The organism is Georgfuchsia toluolica (genome assembly GCF_907163265.1).
In the GTDB taxonomy this organism is placed as follows: domain Bacteria; phylum Pseudomonadota; class Gammaproteobacteria; order Burkholderiales; family Rhodocyclaceae; genus Georgfuchsia; species Georgfuchsia toluolica.
Map to the genome: position 1 here is coordinate 2880502 of NZ_CAJQUM010000001.1, position 13646 is coordinate 2894147.

A 13646-nucleotide genomic window follows, 5' to 3' on the forward strand; every position below is an offset into this window, starting at 1 on the left:
CATGGCTAAAAGAACGACACATTTACGCACCCGCAACCGCTTGCTGGTGACAGCAGTTTCCACCTGTTTCGCGGTAAGCGCCCATGCACTGCCGACCGCTCCCACGGTGGTCAATGGCAGCGCCAGCTTCGCCCAGGCCGGCAACGTGCTCAACGTCACCAACAGCAACGGCGCCATCATCAACTGGAACACTTTTTCCATCGGCGCCAACGAAACCACCCGCTTCATTCAGCCATCGGTTTCCAGCAGCGTCCTCAACCGCGTGCTGGCCAGCGATCCTTCCGTCATTCTTGGCACGCTTACCTCCAATGGCCGCGTCTTCCTGATCAATCCCAACGGCATTCTGGTCGGTCAGGGTGCCCGTGTCGACGTGGCCGGCTTCGTCGCCTCGACGCTGGACATCAGCGACGCCAACTTTCTTGCCAACAAGCTCCAGTTCGACGCTACTCCCCATGCCGGCGGCGTTGTCAACCAGGGCAGCATTACTACCCCCAGCGGCGGCAGCGTCTATCTCGTCGCGCCCAATATCAGCAACGAAGGCATCATCACCACGCCGCAGGGCGAAACCGTTCTTGCCGCTGGTCAGACTATCACCCTGCTCGATACCGCTACGCCGGGGGTCAGCGTCGAGATAACGGGCGCCGCAGGCAATGCCACCAATCTGGGCCAGATCGTGGCCGATGCCGGCCGCATCGGCATCGCCGGCGTGCTGGTCAAAAACTCCGGAACGTTGAATGCCTCCTCGGTGGTGAACGAAGGCGGCCGCATTTTCCTCAAGGCCAGCGGCAACATCGACACCACCGCCACGTCCAGCATCGCCGCCGACGGTACCAACGGCGGCAACGTGGTGCTGGTTGCCGACGATACGGGCAGCTTTGCCGGTACGATCTCGGCGCGCGGCGACGTGCATGGCGGCTTGGTCGAAACCTCCGGCCATCGCACCCTGAGTGTATCGGGCTTGAAAGTGGACACGCGAGCCGCAGACGGCAGTGCGGGTACCTGGCTGCTGGATCCGGCGGATGTGGTGATCGCTTACGGTGCCGCAACGGGGAATAGCAATTTTTCTCCAACAGGCAGCACATCGACCATCTATGATGGTGACATCAATGCTGCTCTGGTTAACAACAATGTCATCGTTGCGACTAGCGGCGGCAGCGGCGGCAGCGGCAATATCACGGTTAACGGCTATTCCGATCCGGGCGGCGCCGCCAATTTCATTACTTCTTCTTCGGTATCTGGCCAGCGCATGCTGACGCTCAATGCCGATGGCAATATCGACATCCATTCCGGCGCGTCGTTTTCGGGACGCTCGACAGCACCTTTGGCGCTTACCCTGACGGCCGGCGGCAGTATTACTCACGCCGGCAGCATATATAGCTACGGTGCGCCCGTGACACTGGTGGCGAACTGGGATGGCAGCACCTTGACTCCCGGCGTGGCCGCGACGCCCAATTGCGCCGGCAGCTACTGCGGCATTTCCGGCAGCGGCAGTATCAACACCGATGGCTCCAGCGCTGGCCAAGCGGGCGGGAACATCAGCATTCGGGCCGCTGGCGACATCGATCTGAGTAATGTATCGGTTAGTGCTATCGGCAGTTCGGTTTATTACTCTCCCATAGCCGGGGGTGCGGGCGGCAATGTCAGCATCGCCAGCACCCAGGGCAACCTGACGACGGGATCTATCAACGTTTCCGGAGGCAGAGGCGGCGACGGCGCGTCAGGCGCCTCATCTTCCTCGCCCAATGGCGGCACCGGTGGCGTGGGCGGCGCGGGCGGCAGCATCAGCCTTTCTGCATCCGGCACCCTGACATTGCAGGGCAATAGCCTCAACGCCAGCGGCGGCAGTGGTGGTACGGGCGGTACCAGCTACTGGAACGGTTCCTACAGCGGTACCGGTGGCACCGGCGGTGCGGGCGGTAATGTCGGTACCCTCTCGCTGAGCGGCACATCCTTGACGCTGGCGGGTATCACGTTGAACTTCCAGGGTGGTCAGGGTGGCTCCGGTGGTTACGATGGCACCGGTTACGGCGCCACGGGCGCCGTGGGCGCCAGCAGTCCGATTGTGTTGAACATGGCCGGCGACATCGTGCTCACCGGCTACAACTATGCCTATGGTCCGCAACTGGAACTGCTGGCGGGCAAGAGCATCGCCTTCGGCAATGCGACAACCAGCTACGGCTATCTCTACACCTACTACGGTACGCCAGCGACACTGGTAGCCAACTGGGATGGCAACACGACGACTCCTGGCGTGGCCGCGACGGGCAACTGCGCGGGAGGTGCACTCTGCGGCATTTTCGGCAGCGGCAGTCTCAACACAGCTGGCTACTATTCCGGCCAGTCCGGTGGCGACGTTACCCTCAAGGCAGCGGGCGATATCAACCTGACGCAGATATCGATCTATGCTAATGGCAGTTCTGGCTCCTACGCCACATCCCTGGCTGGGGGAGCGGGCGGGAACGTCAGCATCGCTAGCACCCAGGGCAACTTGGCGGCAGGTTATGTCAATCTCTATGGTGGTTCTGGCGGCAGTGGCGCTTATGGCACTGCCGCCTCGCCCAACGGTGGCACGGGCGGCGTGGGCGGTGCGGGCGGCAGCATCAGCCTGTCCACCCCGGGCACGCTGACATTGACCAACAGCATTTACGTCAATGGCGGCAGTGGCGGTGCGGGCAGCAGCGGTTATGACTATTGGGATTCCGCGACTTCAAGCTATATCTACACCGGCACTGGCGGCAACGGCGGGGCGGGCGGCAATGCCGGGTCTTTCTCCTACAGCGGGGAAACCTCGCTGGCGCTGGCGGGCGCGACGCTGGATTTCCGGGGTGGGGCCGGCGGTTCCGGCAGTACCTATGGCACGGCCAGCGGCACTACCGGCGTTGATGGAAGCGGCAGCCCGGTCATCCTCGCCACGACCGGCGACGTTGTAATCACCAATTCCAACACCGTCTACGGTTCGCAGATTGAACTGCTGGCCGGCAAGGGCATGACCTTTGGCAATGCCACGACTTCCTACGGCTATCTCTACAGCTACGGCGCACCGCTGACGCTGATGGCCAACTGGGATGGCGTCAGCACGGCGGCGCCGGCGGTGGCGGCGACCGGGAATTGCACGGGGAGCAGCCTGTGCGGGATTTCCGGCAGCGGCAATATCTACACCAACGACTATTACTACTACGGCTACGGCCAGCCCGGAGGTGATATCAGCATCAAGGCGGCGGGCGACATCGATCTCTCGCAGGTATCGATTTATGCATACGGCAATTCCGGCTACTACGCCACTTCCCTGACCGGTGGTGCGGGCGGCAACGTCAGCATCGCCAGCACACAGGGCGACCTGACGCTGGGATATATCGATGCAGAGGGGGGTTATGGCGGCAGCGGCGCTTCGGGCACGTCCGTTTCGCCCAACGGCGGTACGGGCGGCGTGGGCGGTGTGGGTGGCAACGTCAATTTTTCCACGCCAGGCACGCTGACGTTGACCAGCAGCATCTACGCCAATGGCGGCAGTGGCGGCTCGGGCGGTGGTGGCTATTACTACTGGGACTCCGCGACGTCGAGCTACATCTACACCGGCACGGGCGGCAATGGCGGTGCGGGCGGCGTGGGCGGCAGCGTGAATGTAACGGCGCCATCGATTGCGGGCAGCTACGGCATTGACGTTTCCGGCGGCAGCGGCAGCTACGCCAGCTCTGGCACGGGCAGCGCCACTGGCGGTGATGGCGGCAATGCCGGCAGCATCAATCTGGCCGTGACTGGCACACTGGTCACAGGCAATCTCACCGCCTCCGGCGGTTACGGCGGCTCTGGTGCTTCGGGCACAGCCACTTCACTCAACGGCGGCATGGGCGGTACAGGCGGTGCGAGTGGCAGCATCAGCCTCACCACGCCGGGCACGCTCACCCTGACCGGCAGCATCTACGCCACCGGCGGCAGCGGCGGTTCGGGCGGCAGCGGTTATTACTATTGGGACTCCACGACGTCGAGCTACATCTACACCGGCGCCGGCGGCAACGGCGGAGCGGGCGGCAATGCCGGCACTTTCGCCTACAGCGGTGAATCATCGCTGGCGCTGGCGGGCACGGACTTGAACTTCCAGGGTGGCCAGGGAGGCTCAGGTGGTTACGGTGTCAGCGCATACGCTGCCGATGGCGCGCTGGGCAGCAGCAGTCCGATCGTACTGGCCACGTCGGGTGACATCATCCTGACCAATTCCAACTCTGCCTATGGCAGTCAGTTGTCGTTATTGGCTGGTAGGAGCATTAGCTTTGGCGATGCCACGACTGGTTATGGCTATCTCTATACCAACGACGCACCGGCGACCCTCATAGCCAACTGGGATGGCAACAAGGCGACCCCGGGCGTGGCGGCGACGGGTAACTGCGTGGGCGGCGCGTTGTGCGGCATTTCCGGCAGCGGCGACATCTACACCAACGACTACTATTATTCCGAAAGCTATTCTGGCTACGGCCAGGCCGGCGGGAACCTCAGCATTCAGGCGGCCGGCGATATCGACCTGAGCAACATATGGATCGAGACCTATGGCAATTCGGGGTACTACACCCCTTCCCTGACCGGTGGCGCGGGCGGCAATGTCAGCATTGTCAGCACGCAGGGCAACCTGACAGTGGGCTATATCGACGCCTCGGGCGGCTGGGGCGGCAGTGGTGTCTATGGCACGGCGGCCGCGCCCAATGGCGGTACGGGCGGCACGGGCGGCACCGGCGGCAGCATCACGCTGTCCACGCCGGGCACGCTCACCCTGACCGGCAGCATCTACGCCGAAGGTGGCGGCGGCGGTTATGGCGGGGATAGCTATTATTATTACGACTCCACGACCTCGACCTACATCTATACAGGGACGGGTGGCGACGGCGGTGCGGGCGGTGTGGGCGGCAGCGTGACTGTCAATGCCGCAAGCATTGACACAACGGCGGGCTACATCAGTGCTATCGGCGGCAGCGGCGGTTACGGTAGCACGTATGGTACTGCCGGCGGAAATGCCGGGATGAACGGGACCGGCGGATCGGTGTCCATCGGATCGACGGTCGGAGACATCGGCATCAGTGGAATCTCGGCCGGAGTGGTCCATGTTGCCGCGACGGGAAATCTTAGCCTGAACGGTATGCTCAGCAGCGATGCGAGCGGCGACGCGGTGGTGCTGGCGACGGGGGGCAATTTCAGCGATAACAGCGGTTGGGGCGGCATCTCGGCTCCCAACGGGCGCTGGCTGATCTATTCCGCCGACCCGATGTCGGATGACGTTACTGGGTTGGCATACGATTTCAAACAATACAATGCTCTTTACAACTCCACTACTGTTCTAGGCAGCGGCAATGGTCTGCTCTACTCGCTCAACCCGAATCCGGTGGTGACGCTGGACAATCCCGGCGTGATAACCAAAACCTATGACGGCACCGTCAATGCGCCGGCAGGATTTATTCCGCCGAACGTCACCAGCGTCTCACTGATTAATGGCGATAGCGGCACGGTTATCCTGGGCACAGCAGTTTATAACGATGCCCATGTGGCCTTGGCCAACAGCCTCCTGGTTGGATTTTCCCTGGGTGCGGTAACGGATAGCAACGGCAAGCCGGTCTACGGTTACCCAACCTTGTTCAATACCGCCGTGAGCGCCGGCATCACCCCGGCGCCATTGACATCGACGGCAATGATCGGCGGCGTGACGACGAAGATGTATGACGGTACGGTATCGGCAACAGGCGCGACGCTGAGCGGGACGGTGGATGGCGCTGTCGCAGGCGACGTACTGACGCTCGACGCGAGCGGCCTGACCCTGGCCTACAACAGCGCCCACGTGGCGAGTGCCACCAGCATTGGCGCCACGGGCAGCGTGGGCTTTGCGATTGGCAGCAGCAGCGTGGGCAGCCAGACGACGGACTACAGCTTCACGGCGCCAGCCATCAGCCCTGTGGCGGGCGGCATCACGGTAGCGCCATTGACCGCAACGGCGGTGATTGGCGGTGCGACGACGAAGGTGTATGACGGTACTACGGCAGCCACGGGGGCGACGCTGAGCGGAACAGTGAATGGCGCTGTCGCGGGCGACGTACTGACGCTCGACGCGAGCGGTCTGACGCTGGCCTACAACAGCGCTCACGTTGCAAGTGCTACGAGCATCAGTGCCACGGGCAGTCTCGGCCTCATGATCGGCAGCAGCAGTGCGGGCAGCCAGGTGACGGACTACAGTTTCACCGGGCCGGTCCTCGGCAGCGTTGCAGGCAGCATCACCGCCAAGGCATTGACCTCGACCGCGAGCATTGGCGGCGCAACGACGAAGGTATATGACGGCACCGTTGCTGCGACGGGAGCAATGGTGAGCGGCAGCATAACGGGCGCGGTCGGTGGCGACACCCTGGCGCTTGATGCGAGCGGCCTGACGTTGGCTTACAACAGCGCGCACGTGGCGAATGCCACCAGCATTGGCGCCGCGGGCAGCATCAGTCTCACGATCAGCAGCAGCGCGGGCAGCCAGGCGACGGACTACAGCTTCACGGCACCTGTCATCAGCCCCGTGGCGGGCAGCATCACGGCCAGGGGACTGACGATGAGCCTGACCAATACCGGCGTGACCAAACCCTACGACGGTACGACGACGGCGAGCTTTACGCCGGCCTATAGCGTCAGTGGCCTGATCGGCGGCGACACGGCGGCCAGTTTCGCGACGACGGGCATGGCCTACAACGACGCGCACGTGGCGGGCGCCAGCCATGTGACGGCGAGCGGCTTGAGCCTCACCGGCATTGCCAGCGGCCTCGCCAGTCCCAGCCTGCCAAGTGACTATGGCTTGGGCGGCGTGACGACACTGAGCAGCGCAGCCGGCAGCGCCAGCATTACGCCGGCGGTATTGACGGTGAGCGGTGACTGGAGCACGCCAACGAGCTGGATCGGCAATCTGTTGCCGCAAAACACCGACCTCCTCGGTGTATTGATTCCAGGCGGCACGAACGTGACGTTCGATGGCCTCGGCGGCCCGACCAGCGTTCCCTATTTGACCAGTGCCGGCAAGTTCTCGATGACGGGTGGCGTTTTGACGGTTGCTGGCACCATCGATACCGTCGATTATGCGCAATCCGGCGGCGCCCTGACTGCCGCTAATGTCAATATCAACTCGGCCGGCGCCATCAACCAGACCGGCGGTTCGCTGACGACACCGACACTGACTACGGTATCGGTGGGCGGCACGACCCTCAACAGTGCCAATGCGATCGGCAGCATCCAGGCCAGCAACAGCGGCAGCGGCGACATAGCGCTGACCAACACTGGCGCCCTGTCGATTGCCGGCATCAGCAATAGTGCGGGGAATATCAATATCAGCAATGCCGGGCCGATGTCCATGAATGAGAGCCAGGTCTATACCTCGACCGGCACGGTTACGCTGGCCGTGTTGAATGGCAGTTCACTGACGCTCGACAACGGCAGCCTCATCGAAGGCAATCAAGGGGTGTTTATCGGTAGCTCCGGTGTGAGTCTGGATCACGCGAGCACGATCCAAACCGGGCCAGTCGCTACGGCAAATGTTGAAATGGTGACCAGCGAGGGCGATATCACGCTCGCCAGCGGTTCCACGATCAATGCGGGGCATGACGTGATTCTCACTCTCACCGGGCCGAATGCGCAGGTGGTGCTCAACGCCGTGCCGGGCCAATTGGCCTCGGCGGTCAGGACGGAGTCCGCATCCAGCACGCACATCAACTTCCTTTCCCGCACATCGGGCGGCATAGTGATTGATGGCGTGCCGACTGCGACGACAGTCGCTGGCGGTTGCGGCTTTTATGCGAAGGGCAATCCTGCCACACCGGGCAACGGGCTCGAGATCGTCTATCCCGGATCCAATGCTACTGACGATAGTGCCGCAGCTCCTGCCGCTCAGGTGATCGATCAGTACTTTGCGGAGGTAACCCAGACCACTTCTTCATCGGAGTCGACTGAGGTGACCGAGAAGACTGGCACTACTTCCGAAGACGACAAAAAGAAGAAGAAGGACGATAGCGGCAACAACGAAGGGAAAGACAACAATGAACATCACAATGGCAAAACCGGACAGTGTACTTAAGCTACTGCTGATCACGCTGGCCTTCGCGGCGGGCAACGCCTTCGCTGCCGTGGGCGAGGTGGCGAACCTGTCGGGAACGCTGTCGGTCAAGCGTGCCGACGGAACTTCCAGGTTGCTGGCGGTGAAGTCCGAAGTGCACCCCGGCGATACGTTGGCAACCGAGGCGGGCACCTATGCTCGCGTCAAGTTCATCGATGGCGGTGAGGTCGTACTGCGTCCCGGTACCCAGGTCAAGGTCGATGCTTTTTCCTACGACCAGGCCAAGCCGGCGGACGATAATCAGGTGATCAGCCTGTTGAAGGGCGGCCTGCGTGCCATCACCGGCTTTCTCGGCAAGCGCAACAGGGAAAAAGTAAGCTATATCACGCCGACGGCGACTATCGGTATCCGCGGCACCAATCTCGGTGCCCAGTTGGATGCTGATAACGGGTTGCACGTCGATGTGGCGGAAGGCGCCGTGGTGGTCATCAACAAAGGCGGACAGCTGGAGGTGAGCGTTGGCCAGTTTGCCTTCGTCAAGAGCGTTGATGCGCCGCCGACGCTGATGGTGGGTGGCAAGAAGGTGGAAGTACCGCAGAACATCGGTAGCGGCATCGGCAAGGACAAGGGCGCGTCCTGCTCGATGTAAAGATCGCTCCGCAAGCGGGAATCAGTTGCTGGGCGCAGCCCGCTTGCGTGGGAAGAACGAAACTTAACGAGTAATGCCGGGGGTTTGGCGCACTAAATGCGATTGGAATCGAAGGTCCCCTGCCGCATCCTGATCACTCGGGGTGCGCTTAGTTGCGGCAAAGTCTATATCATTCGCCCGCACGCTTGGCCCGAATAATCCCATGCCCCAACTGATCCTCCACCCCGACAAGGAACGCTCGCTGCTGCGCCGCCACCCCTGGCTATTCGCGTCGTCGGTCGCGCATCTTTCAGGCCGGGCGCGGCCGGGCGATACGGTGAAGGTTGTTGCCGACAACGGCAAGGTGCTGGGCAAGGCGGCGTGGAGCCCGGCCTCGCAGATCCGGGCGCGCATGTGGAGCTTCGATGTCGCAGAGATCATCGACGACGCTTTCTTCAAGCGTCGCGTTGCAGCGGCGGTAGCGCGGCGCGTGGCACTACCCGAACTTCATGCACAACAAGCCCTGCGCCTGATCCATGCCGAGTCCGATGGCTTGCCCGGCGTGATCGCGGACCGCTATGGCGATACCATCGTGCTGGCGCTCACCAGCGCCGGCGCCGAGAAATGGCGCGCTGCGATTGTTGGCGCGTTGAAAAGATCAACCGGCTGTACGCGCATTTATGAGCGCTCGGATTCCGAGGTGCGCAAGCTCGAAGGACTGGAACCAACCACCGGCTGGCTGGAAGGCGAGGGAGAGACACGATTCGCAATTGATGAAAACGGCGTCAGGCTGCTGGTCGATATCGCCGGTGGCCACAAGACCGGCTTTTATCTCGACCAGCGCGACAACCGGCTGCTGCTGCGCGGGCTTGCCAATGTCAAGCGCGTACTCAACTGCTTTTGCTATAGCGGCGGTTTCTCCCTGCAGGCCTTGGCGGGCGGTGCGCGCGAAGTGATTTCCATCGACAGTTCTGCTCCGGCGCTGGATCTTGCGCGTGAGAATATGGCACTCAACACACAACTCGATGCCGCCCGTGCGGGGTGGCGCGATGCCGACGTGTTCAGCGAATTGCGCCAGCTGCGTGAGGCCGGCGAACAGTTTGACATTGTCGTACTCGATCCGCCCAAGTTTGCGCCCTCGGCCAGCCATGCCGATCGCGCCGCGCGAGCCTACAAGGACATCAACCTGCTCGGCTTCCGGCTGTTGGCGCCGGGAGGGCTGCTGATGACCTATTCCTGTTCGGGCGGCATCGGCCTGGAACTGTTCCAGAAGATCGTCGCCGGCGCCGCGCTCGACGCCGGGCGCGAGGCAAGAATCATCAAGCGGCTACAGGGCAGCGCCGATCATCCGGTGGCGCTGGCATTTCCCGAAGGCGAATATCTCAAAGGCCTGCTGGTGCAAGTTGATTAGGATCATGGCTGGCACATTGCCGCCGTCCCCACTCAATGCAAAATCCCGCTTCAAGCATTGATCTTCTCGACGATCTCCAGGATGCGCTCGGGCTCGTCCTGGCGCAGCAGGCGTGCGATCTGTTGCACCAGCAAGCGCGTGTCCGAGGTTAGCAGACGCTGTTTAACCTCCAGCAGTTGTGCTGGATGCATGGAAAATTGGCGCAGCCCCATGCCCAGCAAGATGCGCGTCATTCTGGCATCACCCGCCATTTCGCCGCACACGGCAACGGGCCGTCCGGCACCGACGCAGACCCGTATGGTTTGCGCAATCAGTCTCAGCACTGCGGGATGCAAGGGATCGTAGAGCGACGACACTTCCTCGTCGGTGCGGTCGACCGCCAGCGTGTACTGGATCAGGTCGTTGGTGCCGATGGAGAGGAAATCTAGCCGCCGCGCGAACGAGCCTATCGCGATCGCAGCGGCGGGAATCTCGATCATACCGCCAACCTGTATGTCATTATCGAACTTGATGCGGGCATCGCGCAACTGACGCTTGGCGGTTTCGATCATCGCCAGCGCCTGGTCGACCTCGCTGACGTGAGACAGCATGGGCAGCAGGATGCGCATGCGGCCGTAATGCGAGGCGCGCAGCATGGCGCGCAGCTGGGCGAGGAATAGCTGCGGTTCGGCGAGGCAATAGCGAATGGCGCGCAGGCCCAGCGCCGGATTCGGCTCCGAGCGCTCGCCGCGCTCCAGGGCGCCCGCGGTTTTGTCGGCGCCGATGTCAAGCGTGCGGATGGTCACCGGCTTGCCATTCATGGCGCGCGTCACGGCACGATAGGCCTCGAACTGCTCGTCCTCGCCGGGTATCCCGTCGCGGTTCATGAACAGGAATTCGGTACGGAACAGGCCGACGCCGGCGGCATCGACGGCGCGCACCTGGTCGATATCCTGCGGTAGTTCGATATTCGCTTCGAGTGAAATCTCGACATCGTCGAGCGTTGCCGAATGCGCGCTTTTGAGGCGTTTGAGCTTGTTGCGCTCGTTCTCCAGTTCGTTCTTGCGCAAACGGAACTCTTCCAGCACGCGCGCGTCGGGATCGACAATCAGGATGCCGCGCGTACCATCGACGATAAGCATATCGTCGTCCTGTATCAGCTGCCGCATGCGATGCATGCCGACCACCGCCGGGATGGCAAGGCTGCGCGCCACGATCGTGGTGTGTGAAGTGGCGCCGCCGAGGTCGGTGACAAAGCCGCCAATCTTGAGGTTCTTGAACTGGATGGTATCCGCCGGCGAGAGGTCGTGGGCCACCACGATCAGATCTTCGCTGCTGCTGCGCCGCGTCATCTTGCGTGGCTTGTCCATCAATACCTTGAGCACGCGCTCGACCACCTGCACCACGTCGCTCTTGCGTTCGCGCAGATAGGCGTCTTCGATTTCGCCGAATTGCTCGACCAGGATTTCCATCTGCGTCACCAGCGCCCACTCGGCATTGCATTTGCGCTCGCGAATCAATTCAGCAGCGGCCGCGGCCAGCAGCGGGTCGGTCAGGATCATGGCGTGCACATCGACGAAGGCGCCGACTTCGTTCGGCGTGCCCGGCTGGTTTGCTTCGGTGCGCAGCGCTTCCAACTCTGCGCCGACCACGGCGAAGGCGTTATTGAGCCGGGCCAGTTCGCGCGGAATGTCGCGTTCGCGCAGCGGATATTGCGCCACCTCCAGCGTCGCGTGCGACACCAGATGCGCCCGTCCGATGGCGATGCCGGGCGATACAGCATTGCCAAAGAGGGCGAAGGACATGACTACTCTCCTTCGCCGAAGCGGTCGACGATCAGTCGGGTAATGGCTTGCAGCGCCTCGTCGGCCTGCGCGCCTTCACAATCGATTACCACCCTGGTGCCGAGGCCGGCAGCCAGCATCATCACGCCCATGATGCTCTTGGCGTTGATGCGGCGGCCATTGCGTTCCATCCACACCTCGCAGGGATAGCTGCCGGCGAGCTGGGTCAGCTTCGCCGATGCGCGCGCGTGAAGCCCCAGTTTGTTGATGATTTCCACTTCTGCCTTCGGCACTCCTGTCTCCTTGCAAGCATTTTGTATCACTGACTAGGCGTAGCTTATCAGCATGCCGCGACATCGTGGTTACGTTTGGTAGTCGGTTGGGTCGGGCAGCCCCGCAGCGGTAAATCCCTCCCGCCGCAGGCGGCAGGAATCGCAGACACCGCAGGCACGGCCTTCCGCATCGGCCTGATAGCAGGATACCGTAAGGCGGTAATCCACACTGAGTCGGCTGCCGGTGCGGATGATATCGGCCTTGGAAAGATCGATCAGAGGCGCATGGATGCGCAGGGTTCTGCCCTCGACAGCCGCTTTGGTGGCCAGATTCGCCATGGCCTCAAAGGCGCGGATGAACTCGGGGCGGCAATCCGGATAGCCCGAATAATCGACGGCGTTTACGCCGACGAAAATATCGCAGCTGTCGAGCACCTCGGCCCATCCCAAAGCCAGCGCCAGCATGATGGTGTTGCGCGCCGGGACATAAGTAACGGGGATGCCGGGTTGCACGCCGGCAGTGGGGACATCGATGCCGCGGTCGGTCAGCGCCGAGCCGCCGAACTGATTCATGTCGAGATGAACCACGCGATGTTCCGCCGCGCCCAGCACCGCCGCGACGCGGCTCGCCGCTGCCAATTCGGCCACATGGCGCTGGCCGTAATCGACCGATAGGCAATGGCAGGCAAAGCCCTGTTCGTGCGCCAAGGCCAGCACGGTCGCCGAATCGAGGCCGCCAGAGAGAAGAATCACCGCTTTTTTACTCATCAGCGCCCCGCCACCGAACTCCACAACAGCTTGTGCAATTGCAACTGGAAGCGTACCGGCAAATGGTCGCGCAATATCCATTCGGCAAGTTGCGTCGGCGCGAGCCGGTCGGGCACGGGCGAGAACAGCACGGCGCAGCGATCGGCGAGCCCGCGCGCATGCAGCGTTTCCTTGGCCCAGAGATAGTCGGCTTCCGAGACCAGCACGAACTTCACCTCGTCGCGCGGAGTGAGACATGCGAGATTTTCCCAGCGGTTGCGCGCCGATTCGCCTGAATCCGGTGCCTTGAGATCCATGATTTTCGCCACGCGCGGATCGACGCCGCTCACATCGAGCGCGCCGCTGGTTTCGAGTGACACCGAATATCCCGCATCGCATAACGCCGTCAACAGATCGAGGCAGGAGCTCTGCGCCAGCGGTTCGCCGCCGGTCACGCAGACCGTCTTGCAACCAAAAGCGGCAATCCGTTTGAGCGTGGTTTCGACATCGATGGTTTCGCCGCCTGTGAAGGCGTATTCGGTATCACACCAGATGCAGCGCAGGGGACAACCGGTAAGGCGCACGAACACCGTGGGCAGGCCGACGCGGGAAGATTCGCCCTGAATGGAATGAAAAATCTCAGTGATCCGCAACTTCGCCATCACATGGAAGCCGCGAATCGGCTCACGGAACTCCCCTCGCCCATTGCGGGGCGGAGGCGGGGTTTCGGGAAGTATTGCTTCCCGCCGCTTGAGCGGGCGAGCTGTGC

At 62.5% G+C, this 13646-nt stretch carries 7 protein-coding genes; 3 read left to right on the forward strand and 4 right to left on the reverse strand.

What is annotated here, in order from left to right:
* Window position 1: 1 nt before the first annotated feature.
* From K5E80_RS13650 to K5E80_RS13660, 3 genes are all read left to right on the forward strand, one after another.
* Window positions 2-8077, forward strand: coding sequence for a beta strand repeat-containing protein (locus K5E80_RS13650; protein ID WP_220636676.1), 8076 nt, complete (start codon window positions 2-4; stop codon window positions 8075-8077).
* Window positions 8040-8705: a FecR family protein gene (locus tag K5E80_RS13655; protein WP_220636677.1), complete on the forward strand. Its 666-nt coding sequence runs from the start codon at window positions 8040-8042 to the stop codon at window positions 8703-8705. Before K5E80_RS13650 ends, K5E80_RS13655 begins: the two co-directional genes overlap by 38 nt.
* A gap of 202 nt (window positions 8706-8907) precedes the next feature.
* A complete protein-coding gene (locus tag K5E80_RS13660) occupies window positions 8908-10095 on the forward strand; it encodes a class I SAM-dependent rRNA methyltransferase (protein WP_220636678.1) in 1188 nt (395 codons plus the stop codon).
* 50 nt (window positions 10096-10145) lie between these two features.
* Here K5E80_RS13660 and ptsP read toward each other — a convergent pair whose 3' ends face one another.
* The 4 genes from ptsP to queE form a co-directional block, all read right to left on the reverse strand.
* Window positions 10146-11879, reverse strand: coding sequence for a phosphoenolpyruvate--protein phosphotransferase (ptsP, locus tag K5E80_RS13665; protein WP_220636679.1), 1734 nt, complete (start codon window positions 11877-11879; stop codon window positions 10146-10148).
* Between the two features lie 2 nt (window positions 11880-11881).
* A complete protein-coding gene (locus tag K5E80_RS13670) occupies window positions 11882-12151 on the reverse strand; it encodes an HPr family phosphocarrier protein (protein WP_220636680.1) in 270 nt (89 codons plus the stop codon).
* 69 nt (window positions 12152-12220) lie between these two features.
* Window positions 12221-12898 carry a 7-cyano-7-deazaguanine synthase QueC gene (queC, locus tag K5E80_RS13675; RefSeq protein WP_220636681.1) on the reverse strand — a complete coding sequence of 226 codons (678 nt, stop codon included), beginning with the start codon at window positions 12896-12898 and terminating at the stop codon, window positions 12221-12223.
* Window positions 12898-13539, reverse strand: coding sequence for a 7-carboxy-7-deazaguanine synthase QueE (gene queE / locus K5E80_RS13680; RefSeq protein ID WP_220636682.1), 642 nt, complete (start codon window positions 13537-13539; stop codon window positions 12898-12900). The genes queC and queE overlap by 1 nt, the downstream gene beginning before the upstream one ends.
* Between the last annotated feature and the right edge of the window lie 107 nt (window positions 13540-13646).